The 16,031-nt window shown below is 57.6% G+C and carries 12 protein-coding genes and 1 tRNA gene; 9 read left to right on the top strand and 4 right to left on the bottom strand.

The window, feature by feature from the left end:
* The first annotated feature begins 7 nt into the window (after positions 1–7).
* From ACZ3HH_RS14130 to ACZ3HH_RS14115, 4 genes are all read left to right on the top strand, one after another.
* The gene (locus ACZ3HH_RS14130; protein WP_465805441.1) at positions 8–2,593 is read left to right on the top strand and encodes a bifunctional diguanylate cyclase/phosphodiesterase; all 2,586 of its coding nucleotides are present in this window, start codon (positions 8–10) and stop codon (positions 2,591–2,593) included.
* 85 nt (positions 2,594–2,678) lie between these two features.
* Entirely contained in the window at positions 2,679–3,473 is a 795-nt protein-coding gene (gene xth, locus ACZ3HH_RS14125; RefSeq protein WP_465805439.1) for an exodeoxyribonuclease III, read from the top strand.
* A gap of 113 nt (positions 3,474–3,586) precedes the next feature.
* A complete protein-coding gene (locus ACZ3HH_RS14120) occupies positions 3,587–4,414 on the top strand; it encodes an arylamine N-acetyltransferase family protein (protein ID WP_465805437.1) in 828 nt (275 codons plus the stop codon).
* A 315-nt stretch (positions 4,415–4,729) separates the two neighbouring features.
* A complete protein-coding gene (locus tag ACZ3HH_RS14115) occupies positions 4,730–6,247 on the top strand; it encodes a nucleobase:cation symporter-2 family protein (RefSeq protein WP_465805435.1) in 1,518 nt (505 codons plus the stop codon).
* 428 nt (positions 6,248–6,675) lie between these two features.
* On the opposite strand, the gene ACZ3HH_RS14110 is transcribed toward ACZ3HH_RS14115, so the two are convergent.
* Positions 6,676–7,104, bottom strand: coding sequence for a MarR family winged helix-turn-helix transcriptional regulator (locus ACZ3HH_RS14110; protein ID WP_465805433.1), 429 nt, complete (start codon positions 7,102–7,104; stop codon positions 6,676–6,678).
* 104 nt (positions 7,105–7,208) lie between these two features.
* Between ACZ3HH_RS14110 and surE the strand changes: the two genes are divergently transcribed.
* On the top strand, positions 7,209–8,003 hold the full coding sequence (gene surE / locus ACZ3HH_RS14105) for a 5'/3'-nucleotidase SurE (protein ID WP_465805686.1): 795 nt from the start codon (positions 7,209–7,211) through the stop codon (positions 8,001–8,003).
* A 197-nt stretch (positions 8,004–8,200) separates the two neighbouring features.
* Here surE and ACZ3HH_RS14100 read toward each other — a convergent pair whose 3' ends face one another.
* The gene (locus ACZ3HH_RS14100) at positions 8,201–9,670 is read right to left on the bottom strand and encodes an efflux transporter outer membrane subunit (protein WP_465805432.1); all 1,470 of its coding nucleotides are present in this window, start codon (positions 9,668–9,670) and stop codon (positions 8,201–8,203) included.
* An 87-nt stretch (positions 9,671–9,757) separates the two neighbouring features.
* Between ACZ3HH_RS14100 and ACZ3HH_RS14095 the strand changes: the two genes are divergently transcribed.
* The 3 genes from ACZ3HH_RS14095 (at position 9,758) to ACZ3HH_RS14085 (ending at position 14,760) form a co-directional block, all read left to right on the top strand.
* Positions 9,758–10,378 (top strand): TetR/AcrR family transcriptional regulator, encoded by a 621-nt coding sequence (locus ACZ3HH_RS14095; RefSeq protein WP_465805430.1) that lies wholly within the window; start codon positions 9,758–9,760, stop codon positions 10,376–10,378.
* Between the two features lie 177 nt (positions 10,379–10,555).
* The gene (locus ACZ3HH_RS14090) at positions 10,556–11,677 is read left to right on the top strand and encodes an efflux RND transporter periplasmic adaptor subunit (RefSeq protein ID WP_465805428.1); all 1,122 of its coding nucleotides are present in this window, start codon (positions 10,556–10,558) and stop codon (positions 11,675–11,677) included.
* On the top strand, positions 11,674–14,760 hold the full coding sequence (locus ACZ3HH_RS14085) for an efflux RND transporter permease subunit (protein WP_465805426.1): 3,087 nt from the start codon (positions 11,674–11,676) through the stop codon (positions 14,758–14,760). Before ACZ3HH_RS14090 ends, ACZ3HH_RS14085 begins: the two co-directional genes overlap by 4 nt.
* Before the next feature lie 456 nt (positions 14,761–15,216).
* Here ACZ3HH_RS14085 and ACZ3HH_RS14080 read toward each other — a convergent pair.
* Positions 15,217–15,292, bottom strand: a tRNA-Asn gene (locus ACZ3HH_RS14080).
* 225 nt (positions 15,293–15,517) lie between these two features.
* On the opposite strand from ACZ3HH_RS14080, the gene ACZ3HH_RS14075 reads away from it, so the two are divergent.
* Positions 15,518–15,748 carry a hypothetical protein gene (locus ACZ3HH_RS14075; RefSeq protein ID WP_008007186.1) on the top strand — a complete coding sequence of 77 codons (231 nt, stop codon included), beginning with the start codon at positions 15,518–15,520 and terminating at the stop codon, positions 15,746–15,748.
* Here the strand turns inward: ACZ3HH_RS14075 and ACZ3HH_RS14070 are convergent.
* The gene (locus tag ACZ3HH_RS14070; RefSeq protein WP_465805424.1) at positions 15,745–15,945 is read right to left on the bottom strand and encodes a hypothetical protein; all 201 of its coding nucleotides are present in this window, start codon (positions 15,943–15,945) and stop codon (positions 15,745–15,747) included. The two genes, ACZ3HH_RS14075 and ACZ3HH_RS14070, sit on opposite strands and share 4 nt — an antisense overlap.
* Positions 15,946–16,031 lie beyond the last annotated feature (86 nt).

The following is a 16,031-nucleotide window of genomic DNA, read 5'->3' as shown; positions in this document are numbered from 1 at the left end:
CAAGTGCATGGATTTGACTGCCGTTACCACCGCTGCACCAGCGCGTCATACACCGATTACCCGCAACCTGATGCTCGTCATCGGCCTGCTATTTATGGTTGGAGTGCTTATCGCGCTGATGGCTCTGTTCAGCATTGCCGCACGGCTCGATGCCGAAGACCTGAGTAAAACCACGTTCTACACGCAACGCGCACTTGAGAACCGCATCACTGCCTCGAAAAACTACATCGCCAGCTACGCCAACTGGACGACCGCCTACGACCACCTGAACGACAAGGTCGATGTGCAGTGGGCCTACGTCGATCAGAATGTGGGTAAAACCCTGTTCACCATCGATCACTACGACGGGGTTTTCGTGATCGATGGTCAGCGAACCAAATACGCCACGGTGCGCGGGCTGCTGGTTCAGGATCAGGCGACAACCTATCTGTCGACTTCGATGGCGACGCTCATAGACGAGGTTCAAAGTCAGGAAAGTCTCATCGAGCCCGTCAGCCGTTACACCTTGTTCGAAGGCAAGCCGGCGCTGTTGACGGCGGCCGCGATCGTACCCAATGACGAACGCCCGGCGGTCGATCCCAAGAGCACCTCGGTGTTGATATATGTCGATCAGTTGAACCCTGAAAAGCTCAAAACCCTGGGTGCCGATTACGGGTTGAATGATTTGAGCCTGACGGCCGGCGACGCCGTTGTTCCCGGTCAGCCAGACATCGCTCTGACCGGCACGGGTTACAGTTTGGTCTCCCGGCTTGAGCGGCCGGGGCATGAGTTGCTCTGGTCGCTGCTGCCGCCACTGGGCGGAGCGCTGTTGATTCTGGCGTTGTTGACGGCTTACTTCTTTCGATATGTCCTGCGCACGTCCGGGCATGTGGATGCCAGTTACACCAGCCTCGACTTGTCGAATCAGGCGCTGGAGGCCAGCGAAGAACGTTTTCGCGCGGTGGCCGAAGCCGCGTCCGACTGGATCTGGGAAATCGATGACCAGCACTGCATCACCTATCTGTCGGGGCGCTTCAGCACCGTCACCGGATTCTCCGATCAGCAGTGGCTGGGGCAGAACATCGGCCAATTGCTCAACTGCGATACCACGCCCTTGTCGCTGTGGCTGAACAAACTCGATGAGGAGCAAGCCGTCAGTCACTTGCGCTGCTCTTACCGCGATCAGTCGGGGCAACAACGGGTGTGCCGGGTGTCGGCGCGACCGATCCAGAGCAAGGGCGCGGTGCTGGGTTTTCGCGGGACGGCCAGCGACATCACCGATGAAGTCGCCGCCCATGCGCAGATCCAGCATCTGTCGATGCACGACGCACTGACTGGCTTGCCGAATCGCAACAAACTGGCTCGCTACCTCGAAGACGCGCTGGCACTGAAAGAGCAATCGGCGGCGCTGACGTTGTTGATGATCGACCTGGATAACTTCAAGCCGATCAACGATTCCCTCGGCCATCCGGCGGGCGATGCGGTATTGCTGGAAGTGGCGATCCGTTTGCACGAGTGCACGCGGGACATCGATCTGGTTGCACGATTGGGTGGCGACGAGTTCGTGCTGGTGCTCCACGGCATGGACAGCCACGCGGAAATCGACCGGTTTTGCGAGCGCTTGCTCGACAGCCTGCATCAACCGATCCATTACGATCACCACACGCTGCACATCGGTGCGAGCATCGGCGTCGCTCTGAGTCGGCGCCAGGGGCATCTTCCGGAGGAGCTGATTCGCTGTGCCGATATCGCGTTGTATCAGGCCAAGTCCAATGGCAAGAAGACCTGGTGCTACTTTGCGGCGCACATGAACGATCAGATCCAGCATCGCCGACAACTGGAAAGCGACCTGCGTCAGGCGATCAAGAACAACGAATTCGTGATGCATTACCAGCCGCGTTATCATGTCGATGGCAAGCAGATCGTCTCGGTCGAAGCGCTGCTGCGCTGGCAGCATCCGGTGCAAGGCTTGTTAAACCCCGACGCGTTTATTCCATTGGCCGAGCAGACCGATCTGATCGTGCCATTAGGGCGCTGGGTGTTGCGCGAGGCGTGCGAGACGGCCCTGACCTGGCCCGGTGCGATGATGGTGTCGGTCAACTTGTCGCCGGTGCAGTTTGCCCGTAGCGATGTGATCGAGGATGTCCGGGAGGCGTTGATCCAGAGCCGCTTGCCCGCCAGTCGACTGGAACTGGAGATCACTGAAAACGTGATGCTCATCGATGTCGATGGCGCCTTGGCGACGATGAATGCGCTCAAGGAGTTGGGCGTACGACTGAACATGGACGACTTCGGCACCGGTTATTCTTCGCTGGGTTACCTGCGCACGTATCCGTTCGACGGGATCAAGATCGACAAGCGCTTCATTGCGTCCATGAGCAGCGGCAGCAATGACCGCGCCGTTGTGCAGGCAATCATCAATCTGGGCAAGGCCATGGGGCTGACCGTGACCGCAGAGGGTGTCGAGACGCTGGAGCAACTGGACTTCCTGATCTCGGACCAGTGCCATGAAGTGCAGGGGTTCTACCTCAGTCGGCCGGTGGACAAGTATGCTCTGCTGCCGTTGCTCAAGGCATCAAGGGATGATTTTCCGCCGCAGGACACGCACCTTTAGTCGCCTGTTTCGTGCGCCACGGCAACTGCCGTGACGCACCCCGGTCACAACTGGATACCGCCCAGTCCGTTGCGAGCGTCGGATCATGAAGAACCTGAAAATCGCCACCTTCAACGTCAATGGCATGCGCGCCCGCTTGCCGAATCTACTGGCCTGGCTTGCGCGGGAGCAGCCAGACATCGCCTGTTTGCAAGAACTCAAAGCGGTCGACGGCGCGTTCCCCGTCGCCGAACTGGAGGCGGCCGGGTATGGCGCCGTCTGGCACGGCCAGGTGTCGTGGAACGGGGTGGCGATTCTGGCGCGTGATGCGCAGCCGCTGGAGAGTCGGCGCGGTTTGCCGGGTGATGACAGCGATACCCATAGCCGCTATGTGGAAGCTGCCGTGCACGGGGTTCTGGTGGGTTGTCTGTACCTGCCCAATGGCAATCCGCAGCCGGGACCGAAGTTCGATTACAAACTGGCGTGGTTCGAGCGGCTGATCTCGCACGCCAAGGACCTGCAGAGCAGCGACCATCCGGTAGTGCTGGCCGGCGACTACAACGTGGTGCCCACAGATCTGGACATTTACAACCCGCGCTCCTGGCTCAAGGATGCGCTGCTGCAACCTGAGAGTCGCGCGTGTTATCAGCGGTTGCTGGATCAGGGTTGGACCGATTCCCTGCGTCATCTGTATCCAGAGGAGCGGATCTACACCTTCTGGGATTATTTCCGTCAGCACTGGCAGAAAAACTCGGGGTTGCGCATCGATCATCTGCTGCTCAACCCGGCACTGAGTCCTTACCTGCAAGAGGCCGGCGTCGATGCCTGGGTTCGCAACGAACCTCATGCCAGCGATCATGCGCCGACATGGATTCGATTGGGTTCGCGCAAGCGTCGATAGTCTTGGCGTGTGCGGCGATTGGCTAAATCAATTGTCAGTCCGACCGTGTTTTCCCTTATACATGGCGCCCATCGGCGGAGCGATCCGCGGACCTCTGCATAAAGGATTGAGCGATGAGCGAGACACGACTGACAAATCTTGCGCTGTACCTGCAACGCCTGGGCGTCGATGCGCCCCCGGCGCCCACCCTGGAAACCCTGCGCCAATTGCAGTTGCGCCACACAGGTGCCTTCCCGTTCGAGAACCTCACCACGTTATTGGGCGAACCGGTGCTCATCGATCTGCCGTCCATCGAGCAGAAAGTCCTGCACGACGGTCGTGGCGGTTACTGCTACGAACTCAACAACCTGTTCCTGGCCTTGCTTCAGACACTGGGCTTCGACGCACGTGGCATCACCGGTCGCGTGGTCATGGGTCAGCCCGAAGGTGCATGGAGCGCCCGAACGCACCGCTTGAGTCTGGTAACCCTCGACGGCGTGCGCTACATCACTGACGTCGGCTTCGGCGGCATGGTGCCCACCGCACCGCTGATGCTGGATACCGAAGCCGAGCAGTTCACCCCCCACGAATCCTATCGCATCGAACCGCACGCCGACGGCTATACCCTGCGCGCCAACGTCGGCGGTGAATGGAGGGCGATGTACATCTTCGATTTGCAACGTCAGGAAGACATCGATTACACCCTCGGCAACTGGTACGTCTCGACCCATCCTGAATCTTCCTTTGTGAAACAATTGATGGTGGCGCGGACGGGAGAGGGATGGCGACGCACATTGCTTAACGGCAGCTTTACCATTCATCGCATGGGCAGTGAGAGCGAACGTCGGGAAGTGGCAGATGTGGATGAGTTGATCGGGTTACTGGAAAGCGAATTCGGGATTCGAGTGCCGGCGCAGGAAGTGTTGAAACGGGTGCTTGAGCGGTTGATTAAGCCTGTGTAGTAGGCAAATTGAGCGACACGTAAAGGGGCGGACTTGATCAATTCGCCCCTTTTTCTTTTGATCGGTTTTGTGTCTAGGAGCGAGCGAGAGGCGGCCGTGCCGGCGGTCGCTTGGAAAGCAAAAGATTAGCGGTGGGGTGGGAAAGGGGAGGACGGATGTATTTCAAGAGTTTTTTACGCTGGGAGCACTATGGCTAAAGGGCAGTGTGAACATCTGTCCATAATCTGACTGGTTAGTTGTATACAACTCTATAGACATTTGTCCTGACTATTGAATACAGTGTGCGCACAACAAAAACCAGGGAACCCCCCAACCATGAAAACGCCCCATGTTTCACAACAACGGCCTGAGGATGAGAATCTCGGGATCGGCGCGAATATGGCTTACGGCCTGCAACACGTTCTGACCATGTATGGCGGTATCGTCGCGGTGCCTTTGATCATTGGCCAAGCGGCCGGGCTCTCGCCGGCGGACATCGGTTTGTTGATTGCTGCTTCATTGTTTGCAGGGGGGCTGGCGACATTGCTGCAGACCCTGGGTTTGCCGTTTTTCGGTTGTCAGTTGCCGCTGGTACAGGGTGTGTCGTTCTCCGGCGTTGCGACCATGGTGGCGATTGTCAGCAGTGGTGGGGAGGGCGGGTTTCAGTCGATTCTCGGGGCGGTGATTGCCGCGTCGCTGATCGGCTTGCTGATCACGCCGGTGTTCTCGCGAATCACCAAGTTCTTTCCGCCGCTGGTGACGGGCATTGTGATCACTACTATCGGCCTGACGCTGATGCCGGTGGCCGCACGCTGGGCCATGGGCGGCAACAGCCATGCCCCGGATTTCGGCAGCATGGCGAATATCGGGCTGGCGGCGGTGACGCTGGTGTTGGTGCTGCTACTGAGCAAGATCGGCAGTGCGACTATTTCCCGTTTGTCGATCCTTTTGGCGATGGTCATCGGAACGCTCATTGCCGTGTTCCTCGGCATGGCGGATTTCTCGTCCGTCACCCAAGGCCCGATGTTCGGCTTCCCGACACCATTCCATTTCGGCATGCCTACGTTCCACTTCGCAGCAATCCTGTCGATGTGCATCGTGATCATGGTGACCCTGGTGGAAACCTCTGCCGACATTCTGGCCGTCGGTGAAATCATCGGCACTAAAGTCGACTCCAAACGCTTGGGCAACGGCCTGCGCGCCGACATGCTGTCGAGCATGATCGCGCCGATCTTCGGCTCCTTCACCCAGAGCGCCTTCGCCCAGAACGTCGGGCTGGTGGCGGTAACCGGGATCAAGAGCCGTTTCGTGGTGGCCACCGGCGGTGTGTTCCTGGTGGTGCTCGGATTGCTGCCTTTCATGGGCCGGGTCATCGCCGCCGTACCAACCTCCGTCCTCGGCGGTGCCGGTATCGTGCTGTTCGGCACTGTGGCGGCCAGCGGCATTCGGACGCTATCCAAGGTCGACTACCGCAACAACGTCAACCTGATCATCGTCGCCACTTCGATCGGTTTTGGCATGATCCCCATCGCTGCACCGAACTTCTACGACCACTTCCCCAGCTGGTTCGCGACAATCTTCCATTCGGGCATCAGCTCCTCGGCGATCATGGCCATCGTGCTGAACCTGACCTTCAACCACCTCACTGCCGGAAACTCGGATCAACAATCGGTGTTTGCGGCCGGTACCGAGCGGGTCTTGCGTTATCAGGACCTGGCGGCATTGCGGGAAGGGGATTACTTCAGCGAAGGTAAGTTGCGTGACTGCGACGGGAATGAGATTCCGGTGGTGGAGGCAGAGCATGGATCGCTGGAACTGCGAGCAGCGCATATGAAGCGTAGTGAGCATGTCTGACGGCGGTACCCGGTAAACAGGCAGGTAGATCAAAAGATCGCAATCTGCGGCAGTTTCTACAGGGATTCGTGTGCGATGCGATCCCCGTAGGAACTGCCACAGGTTGCGATCTTTTGACTTTATGGCGAGCACAAAAAAGTCCCTGAATCTTTCGATTCAGGGGCTTTTCAATTTTGCTGTCTGGGCGACCTGGACTCGAATAGAGAAATAAGTATTTGTTTTACAATGAAATTATGCTGATTTTTAGTATTCATATCCCTACGATTATCCTGATCCAGCCCCTATGTTGCCGCTGACCGAAAACCGACCCAGTAAAGACTTGGTTCCAAACGCCCGCGCTGGGTTTGTCTGGAGCAAGGCCAATTGGTTTTTACACAGCCTCGACCCATAGCTGCCGGTTGTCGTGGCTCATTTTTGGCTCAATTTTACTAATCGCTTAACTTTCTATAGCCGCTCAGCTTCTCCATCAGCGCTCCAGCAGCTTCCAGTTGTTTGCGTTCTTTATCCGAAAGGCAGGCTTCCACCGCGTTGCCAAGCCATTCATCACGCCGATCTCGGCTTGCCTGCAATACCAACCTGCCTTTTTCAGACAGCCCTATCCATGTGCGGCGAAGATCACTGGTGTCTTGAGTGCGCGTAATCAACTCACGAGCGTCCAGGTCGCGCAGCAGAGAGGCCAAGTTCGACGACCGCATGTTTTCTGCTTCTGCAATTTTCGAAGGCGTCGCCGTCCCGTCCATTTGGTCAATTGCACTCAAGACCAACATCTGCGACCACGTTTCAGGGTGATTTTGTGCTTCCTGACGCAGACGTTTGCTTAGTCGAGTCACCCGTTCACGAAACAACGAAATATCCATACGGCTATACCTATAATAAAATAGCTATGCAATTATAGCTAAATGCGGCCTGCAACGGTATTCACTCTCAGACTCGGCCGGAAAAAATCATGACGGGGATTAAGATGCCTAATGACCAACCGAGATTCGAGCGGATTCTTCTCACCAATGATGACGGTATTGATGCTCCGGGGCTCAAGGTTTTGGAGCGCATTGCGTCTCAAATGGCACGGGAGGTTTGGGTTGTAGCGCCGTTACTAGATCAAAGCGGGACTTCTCACTCGCTTAGTCTTCACACTCCATTGCGGCTGAGCTTTCATGGCGCCAGACGCTTTGCAGTCACCGGGACGCCGGGGGATTGTGTGGCAATGGCGCTAGGGCACCTGCTCAATCACGACAGTCCTGATCTGATTTTGTCAGGAGTAAATAGAGGCGCGAACTTGGGAGTCGAAACAGTTTTCTCGGGCACGGTTGGGGCAGCCATGACGGGGTTGCTGTTTGGAATTCCATCTATCGCGTTGAGCCAGTCGTTTACCGACAGGAGTGCTGTGCCTTGGGAAAACGCGCTCAATCATGCGCCGCAAGTCATCGCCCAGCTCATGGACATGGACTGGCCAAAGGATGTTTGCTTGAACATCAATTTCCCCAGCTGCGCCTTGGCCGCCGTGCTTCCATTGAAACTGACACGCCAAGGATCTGGGCGTTTGAGCGGTGTATCTGTACGCACAGAAAATGATCCTCGTGGTCTTCAGTATCACTGGCTGAGCTTGGATAGGCACACACAAGCCGATACAGCAGGTACTGAAACGGCCGAGCTTCTTGCTGGGCACATTACCGTGACACCGCTGCAATTTGAGCGGACTTATGACAAGGCATTTGTATCGCTTGGGCAACAGAATCGAGACTCGCTCGTGGATTAGTACGGCTTAGTGTCTACTTATTGCGAGCATAGTGGGTCGCAGCTGGAGAATAACCATGTGTCGTCTCGACGAGTGACCGCTTTTGGCCGCTTTCTGCCGGTCTCCTAGGCACTGTCTAGTGGTCAATACAAATGCAATCTGTGGTCAGCGTAGATGCAACCAGTTGGTCAAATGGATGCAATTACGCATCTAAGGCCTTACAGTGCCTTTGAGGCAACACGAGCATTTGAGTCGTCTCGCTGCCAACCGCCGCCCAATGCTTTGAACGTGGCCACTGCAGCGCGAGCCGATTCAGTTTGTGCCTGGGCTCTGCCATCAGATGCCGCTAGGAGATGTTCATCGGCATCCAGCACTTCGATCAAGCTGATCACGCCTTTTTCATAGGCGGCAAACGACGTCGCTCTGGCTTTCGCATACGCCGACTCGCCCTGGGCGAGTTTTGTCGATTGTTGCTCGCGGTTGATCAGCGCCGAAAAAGCACTTTCGACATCTTCGCAGGCCCGCAGAACGGACTGGCGGTAAGCGGCCAAGGCTTCGGCTTCTTGGCCTTTCGCCAAATCAATCTGGGCGTTGATGCGGCCAAAATCGAACAGCCTCCAGCGTAATCCCAGTGCCGCCGAAGCCTGACTGGCGCCGTTGCTGAACAGGTTTGCGCTGGATACCGATGTAGCGCTGCCGAGCAGCGCAGCCACAGACAGTTTGGGGTAGTACTCGGACATGGCTTCGCCGATGCGCGCGCTGGATGCCGCAAGACGGCGCTCAGCGACGATCAAGTCTGGACGCCGACGCAGCAGATCGGCCGGAGCACCCATGTCCGTGAGGCCTGGCACATCAGGGATAGGCGCCGGTTTGGTCAACTGCGCGTTATAAGTGCCCGGTGCCTTGCCCAGCATGACATCTAGCGCGTTCACTGCCGCGTCAAGGCCAGCTTGCAGTACCGGCACGGTTGCCTGCGCTTGATTCAGCGCTCCTTGGGTCTGGTTCAACTGCAGTTCAGCTGCCAGTCCTTTTGCGTAGAGATGTTGGATGGTGGTGAGCAGTTGTTGTCGTGTGTCTACTTGCTGCCGGGCAATTTCCAGACGTGCTTGCAGGCCACGGATGCTGATGTAAAGATCGGCTGTCTGCGCGACCACTGCCAGGCGTGTGGCAATCGCTCCGGCTTGCGAGGCCTGATAATCGGCGAAGGCCGCTTCTTTACCTCGGCGCAGCCCGCCAAACACATCCAGCTCCCAGCTGGCATTTAGATTCGCTTCATAGGCACTGCCGTAGCGATTATAGGAAGGGTCTGAATTTAGCACTTGGCCCAACGGAGTCTCCAATGACTGACGGGCTCTGGCCGCTTGAGCGTTGACGGTAGCCGACGGCAGGAGGGCTGCGTTAGCGGCCCCCAAACCGGCGCGAGCCTGATCGATCCTTGCGCTTGCCTGGGCTAAATCGAGGTTCTGTTCAAGTGCTCGATTTATCAGCTGACTGAGTATTGGGTCATTAAATGCGTTCCACCAAGCGGCGAGATCGGCATTTGCGGCGCCCTGTTGTCGTGCCTTGGACGTTTGCGCCGAGAAATGCTCGGGCAACTCCACACTGGGTTTTGAGTAGTCGGGGCCCACTGCGCAACCTGCAACCATACCCAAACACAGTAAGACGGCGAAGCGAGGAGGAGGGTGCATGCGATACCTGCGAAAGGGGTGGTTTGTGACGATATTACAATTTGGTCACAAGTTGTCAACCACCTTTGGGATGAGTAAGCTGCTCGCATGAATCAGCCATCAGTTTCTTCGCCCAGCGCCCGTGGCCCAGCCGATCACGACATTCGAGACCAGATTGTTGCGGCGGCCAACGAACATTTCAGTCAGTACGGTTATGGCAAAACAACGGTTTCTGACCTAGCCAAGGCCATCGGCTTTTCCAAGGCTTACATCTACAAATTCTTTGAATCCAAGCAGGCGATTGGTGAAGCAATCTGTACAAATTGCCTGACTGAAATCGTTGCGGCAGTGGAGCAAGCCATCAATGTAGACGGCATCTCGCCGACTGAACGTTTTCGGCGCCTGGTCAAAACCTTAATCGCTACAGGTGTGAGCCTGTTCTTTAACGACCGTAAACTCTACGACATCGCAGCGTTCGCCGCGTCGGAGCGATGGCCCAGTTCACAAGTCTATGACGCGCAGATCAAGAGCTTCGTGTTGCAAATCGTGCGTGAGGGGCGAGAGCTCGGCGAGTTTGAACGCAAGACACCGCTGGACGAGACGGTAGAGGCGATTCATCTCGCTCTGCGGCCCTTCATCAATCCTCTGCTATTGCAGCACAACCTCGATGTTGTTGAAGAAGCCCCTTCTCTCATCTCCAATCTTGTTCTGCGCAGCCTGATGCCTTAAACCTCTGCTGACGGATGCGCTGCGCATCCGTATCAGCGTGTGCGCCTGAAAAAACCAGATATCGAGCCTCTTTGCCTTGCTCTGATCAAGTGGGCGATGTTCATTCGTCTCGGTAGTGACTATTGACATAAATGGTCACTTGAATAAGCATGGAGCATCCGCTACTGAGAGGTCTCTATGATCCAGCGCCCCCACCTGTCATTCATTTTCATTGGCTTGTTGCCGTTTGCCCTCGCGGCCTGCAACGAGGCCACGCCTGCCGATCCTCGCCTTCAAGTGCCCTTGGTGCGCATCGGCGTGGTTCAGCCCTCCGCGCCTGCGGCACGGGTATTCACCGGTATCGTCGCGGCTCGAGTTCAGAGCGATCTCGGTTTTCGGGTGCCTGGGAAGGTCTTGGAGCGCTTGGTGGATGCTGGACAGAGTGTCAAGCGCGGGCAGCCCCTTATGCGAATCGATGCCAACGACCTGACGCTGACCGCGCGGGCACAGCAGGAAGCGGTACTGGCCGCCATGGCCCGAGCTCGGCAGGCCTCCGATGACGAGCTTCGCTACCGTGATCTGGTGTCCGTCGGCGCGGTATCTGCTTCAGCTTACTCAGGGTTCAAAGCGGCCGCCGACTCGGCGAAAGCTCAGCTAAACGCTGCCCAGGCCCAGGCTGATGTTGCAAAAAACGCGACCGGTTATTCGACGTTGCTGGCGGATGCTGACGGAGTGGTAGTGGATACCTTGGCGGAGCCGGGGCAAGTGGTTGGCGCAGCTCAGGTGGTGGTGCGTGTTGCCCACTCAGGGCAACGCGAGGCGGTGATCCAGTTGCCCGAGACGTTACGTCCTGCGCTGGGCTCGGCGGCGACGGTTGAGCTATACGGCCAGCACCAGACTGCAGGTAAAGCGCGTTTACGCCAGTTGTCCGACTCTGCCGACCGACAGACCCGAACGTTTGAAGCGCGTTATGTGCTGGAGGGGGCGCTCTCCAACGCTACTCTGGGTTCGACGATCTCAGTGGTTATCGCTGACACGGATGTTGCTGATGCCCAGGAATTACAGGTGCCCATGGGGGCCCTCTATGACGCTGGTAAAGGCCCGGGGGTCTGGCTGGTGAGCGGGGAGCCGGAGCAGGTGGCATGGCGCCCGATCAAGGTTCGCAGCCTGAATAATGAGGCCAGCGTGCGCGTGACGGGTGATCTGCAGGTGGGTGATCGTGTTGTCGCATTGGGTGCTCACTTGCTGAGTGAGGGAGAGAAGGTCAGGACTGAACTCGCCGATGCTCCGCAAAATTCAGTGGTTGAGGTCAGTCGATGAGCGGCTTCAATCTTTCGGCGCTGGCCGTACGCGAGCGCTCAATCACCCTGTTTTTGATCCTGCTGATTTCTGTGGGTGGGTTGTACGCCTTCTTCAAGCTGGGGCGTGCAGAAGACCCCGCATTCACCATTAAACAAATGACGGTGGTTACTGCCTGGCCTGGGGCGACGGCCCAGGAGATGCAAGACCAGGTGGTAGAAAAGCTGGAAAAACGCATGCAGGAACTGCGTTGGTACGATCGGACCGAGACCTTTACCCGACCCGGCTTGGCATTCACCACGGTTTATCTGCTCGATAGCACGCCGCCCTCAGCCGTCCAGGAGGAGTTTTACCAGGCACGCAAAAAAATCCTGGATGAGCAGAAGGGGTTGCCGTCCGGGGTGATCGGCCCGATGGTCAATGATGAGTATTCCGATGTCACCTTCGCGCTCTATGCGCTCAAGGCCAAGGGTGAGCCGCAACGTCTGTTGGTGCGCGAAGCCGAGAGCTTGCGCCAGCGTTTGCTGCATGTGGCGGGTGTGAAGAAGGTCAACATCATCGGCGAACAGGCCGAGCGCATTTTTGTCGAGCTGTCCTACGAGCGTTTGGCGACACTGGGCATTTCCGCACGAGACATCTTCAGTGCGTTGAACACGCAAAACATGATAACCCCGGCAGGTTCGGTAGAAGCGAAGGGCCCGCAGGTTTTCATCCGCCTGGATGGTGCGTTTGATGATCTGCAGAAGATTGGTAATACCCCACTGACGGTGCAAGGCAGAACCCTCAAGTTGTCCGATGTGGCTGAGGTCAAGCGTGGTTATGAGGACCCCGCGACGTTCCTGGTACGCAACAACGGCGAGCCGGCACTGTTGCTCGGCGTGGTCATGCGCGATGGCTGGAACGGTCTGGATCTGGGGAAGTCGCTGGAGGCGGAGGCGACAGCGATCAACGAGCAGATGCCTTTGGGCATGAGCCTGACCAAGGTCACGGATCAGGCGGTGAATATTGGCGCATCCGTCAATGAGTTCATGGTGAAGTTTTTTGCTGCCTTGGGCGTGGTGCTGCTGGTGTGTTTTCTCAGCATGGGCTGGCGTGTCGGCGTTGTGGTTGCCGCGGCAGTGCCGCTGACCCTGGCGGCCGTGTTCATTGTCATGGCGGCCACGGGCAAAGACTTTGATCGAATTACCCTGGGCTCGTTGATTCTGGCGCTGGGACTGCTGGTGGACGATGCAATCATTGCCATTGAAATGATGGTGGTGAAGATGGAGGAGGGCTACGACCGAATCAAGGCCTCCGCTTATGCCTGGAGCCACACAGCCGCGCCGATGTTGTCGGGGACGTTGGTGACGGCGATCGGCTTTATGCCCAACGGTTTTGCCAAGTCGACCGCTGGTGAGTACACCGCGAACATGTTCTGGATCGTTGGCATTGCGCTGATCACTTCCTGGGTGGTGGCCGTGGTGTTTACACCTTACCTGGGCGTCAAACTGCTGCCGCAGATCAAGGTGCCTGAAGGCGGGCATACGGCGATTTACGGTACGCCGAACTACCAGCGTTTCAGGCGCCTGCTGGGCAGTGTTATCCGCCGCAAAGGCCTGGTGGCGACATCCGTCGTGGGCTTGTTTGTTGTTGCGATTTTGGGCATGGGCGTGGTCAACAAGCAGTTCTTCCCCACGTCCGACCGACCTGAGGTGCTGGTTGAGGTGCAGATGCCTTACGGCACCTCTATCGAACAGACTGATGTGGCGGCGGCCAAGGTCGAGGCGTGGTTGGCTCAGCAGCCGGAGGCCAAGATCGTCACCGCTTACATTGGCCAGGGTGCGCCGCGCTTCTACTTGGCGATGGCCCCTGAACTACCCGATCCATCCTTCGCAAAAATCGTCGTCCTGACCGCGAATCAGCAAGAGCGTGAGGCGCTCAAACTCCGCCTCAGACAAGCCGCGGCCGATGGCTTGGCGCCTGAAGCCCGGGTGCGGGTGACGCAGTTGGTATTTGGTCCTTATTCACCGTATCCGGTGGCCTTCCGGGTGATGGGCGCCGACCCCGCGGTGTTACGAGATATCGCCGCACAGGTTCGCGAGATCATGACCGCCAGCCCCATGATGAGGACCGTCAACACCGACTTGGGCGAGCGCACACCGGCACTTCATCTCACGCTGGATCAGGATCGCCTGCAAGCATTCGGCTTGACCTCGAGCGATGTCGCGCAACAGTTGCAATTCCTGCTAACGGGGGTGCCTGTCACCGAGGTGCGTGAGGACATTCGCTCGGTTCAGGTGGTGGCTCGCTCGGCGGGCGAAACGCGTCTGGATCCGTCGAAAATTGCCGCCTTCACGCTGACCGGCGCCCAAGGCCAGCGCGTTTCGCTGTCCCAGGTAGGGGCGGTGGATGTGCGCATGGAAGAGCCAATCCTGCGACGTCGTGATCGTACGCCGACAATAACCGTGCGCGGTGACGTGGCTGAAGGTCTTCAGCCCCCCGATGTCTCCAACGCCTTGATAACGCAGCTGCAGCCCATCATCGAAAAACTGCCGGCGGGCTACCGCATTGAGTTTGCCGGCGCGATCGAGGAGTCGGGCAAAGCGAACAAGGCATTGTTGCCGTTGTTCCCGATCATGATCGCGCTGATGTTGCTGACCATCATCATTCAGGTGCGCTCGATGTCGGCAATGATGATGGTGTTCGCCACCGCGCCTTTGGGCCTGATTGGTGTGGTGCCAATTCTGCTGCTGTTCCAGCAGCCGTTCGGGATCAATGCCTTGGTGGGATTGATTGCCTTGTCAGGGATTCTGATGCGCAACACGCTGATCCTCATTGGCCAGATTCACTCCAATAAGCAAGCCGGCCTGTCGCCATACAACGCCGTGGTCGAAGCCACTGTGCAGCGCGCGAGGCCCGTGATTCTCACGGCGTTGGCGGCGATGTTGGCGTTCATTCCGCTGACCCATTCGGTGTTCTGGGGAACGCTGGCCTACACCCTGATTGGCGGTACGTTTGCCGGCACAGTGCTGACCCTGGTGTTCCTGCCAGCGATGTACGCCCTCTGGTTCAAGATCAAGCCTGAGCCCGCGCATGAGCTTGCAGCGAACACTCATGTTGCTTGATATCGGTGCAGCTCATTCCCTGAGCTGCGGCACCATCGCTGTTGCTGGTGACTTTGGTGTTGTCATGCCGATTGTCACGAGGGGAAATGCCGAAAAGCCTTGTACGAGGCGGGCTGCAGAAGAAAGAGGCGGGCGCAGGTTGACACAATGAAATGTCCAGGCGGATGAGTTGCTGCAGAACAGCCAGGAAGGGGTGTGAATTGCCGCAGTGGGCACTCCGTAGAAGTAGGCATCTATCTGTGGGCTTGGCCGAACGGCAAGCGGAATCGGAGAGTGGGGCAGTGGTGCGCGACATAAGGGGGCTCCCTTTAATCGAACTGACCTTTATCCCAGGCTCTACCCTTAAAACGGCTGGCATTCACCGGAATCCGACAGAACGCCAAAACGAAAAAACCCGCCAGAAGGCGGGTTTTCGGTGGTTTCAGAGATTTTGGAAGCCCTCTCTGGAACCTTGTATGGCTCCACGACCTGGACTCGAACCAGGGACCCAGTGATTAACAGTCACTTGCTCTACCAACTGAGCTATCGCGGAATGGCGCCTATGTTACTGATTCAAAAAGAGAAGTCAAGCCTCTGTTGGCGGTTTGATGTTTTCATCGGATCAGAGGGGGTTATCGGCCATTGGCGGTTACCAGAATTGCGGCAGAGGTCTACCATGGTCGCCCGGAAGTGGTGACACGCGCTGCCGGCCCTCAGCCGAAAAGGTATGCGCCATGAATCACCCAACCCTCACACCTCAAAACAGCGAGGTGTTCGCATGAGCATCGCTCAGATCAGCCTGCCCAAAGGCGTTGGTCCGCACGCCGAGAAACTGTTCGACGCAATCACTCAGGCCAGCACCGCTGATGAATTGAACCGCGCGGGCGGCAAGGCCGAAGGTTTTGTCCTGGGGCTGGAAAGCACCAAGGCGATCAAAAGCCAGGTGGCCGAGTCGCTTTATGTGGCCTATGACGACGCAGCCAGCCAGCGTGCAACCGAATTGGCTTAACCGCCGAAGGTAATGGTGCCGAGCATCAGCTTGGCGTACAGCATCGTGGCGGTCAGTTGCACCAGCCACAAGGCCAGACCGCCGAGAAACACGCCGGCAGCGACTTGCATCACCAGGTTGTTACCGCGTTTGGCCGAGGAGCGGGGCACAAAGTGGTCCAGCTCATCGCGGTCGGCGCGTAGGTCATCGTTTTTCATGTTGGCTCTCGTAAAAATTCTCGGGTGTACATAAAACCTGTGGGAGCGAGCTTGCTCGCGATGAGGCCATCACATTCAACATTGAT

Source organism: Pseudomonas sp. PME37.24/025, assembly GCF_055556615.1.
The sequence above is the reverse complement of the archived record's forward strand: the minus strand, read 5'-3'. Positions and strand labels throughout refer to the sequence as shown.

Excerpts from the sequence above, each read along its gene's own strand:
- ACZ3HH_RS14130 (WP_465805441.1), top strand. The coding sequence starts at position 8 with ATGGATTTGACTGCCGTTACCACCGCTGCACCAGCGCGTCATACACCG.
- xth (WP_465805439.1), top strand. The coding sequence starts at position 2,679 with ATGAAGAACCTGAAAATCGCCACCTTCAACGTCAATGGCATGCGCGCC.
- ACZ3HH_RS14120 (WP_465805437.1), top strand. The coding sequence starts at position 3,587 with ATGAGCGAGACACGACTGACAAATCTTGCGCTGTACCTGCAACGCCTG.
- ACZ3HH_RS14115 (WP_465805435.1), top strand. The coding sequence starts at position 4,730 with ATGAAAACGCCCCATGTTTCACAACAACGGCCTGAGGATGAGAATCTC.
- ACZ3HH_RS14110 (WP_465805433.1), bottom strand. The coding sequence starts at position 7,104 with ATGGATATTTCGTTGTTTCGTGAACGGGTGACTCGACTAAGCAAACGT.
- surE (WP_465805686.1), top strand. The coding sequence starts at position 7,209 with ATGCCTAATGACCAACCGAGATTCGAGCGGATTCTTCTCACCAATGAT.
- ACZ3HH_RS14100 (WP_465805432.1), bottom strand. The coding sequence starts at position 9,670 with ATGCACCCTCCTCCTCGCTTCGCCGTCTTACTGTGTTTGGGTATGGTT.
- ACZ3HH_RS14095 (WP_465805430.1), top strand. The coding sequence starts at position 9,758 with ATGAATCAGCCATCAGTTTCTTCGCCCAGCGCCCGTGGCCCAGCCGAT.
- ACZ3HH_RS14090 (WP_465805428.1), top strand. The coding sequence starts at position 10,556 with ATGATCCAGCGCCCCCACCTGTCATTCATTTTCATTGGCTTGTTGCCG.
- ACZ3HH_RS14085 (WP_465805426.1), top strand. The coding sequence starts at position 11,674 with ATGAGCGGCTTCAATCTTTCGGCGCTGGCCGTACGCGAGCGCTCAATC.
- ACZ3HH_RS14075 (WP_008007186.1), top strand. The coding sequence starts at position 15,518 with ATGAGCATCGCTCAGATCAGCCTGCCCAAAGGCGTTGGTCCGCACGCC.
- ACZ3HH_RS14070 (WP_465805424.1), bottom strand. The coding sequence starts at position 15,945 with ATGAAAAACGATGACCTACGCGCCGACCGCGATGAGCTGGACCACTTT.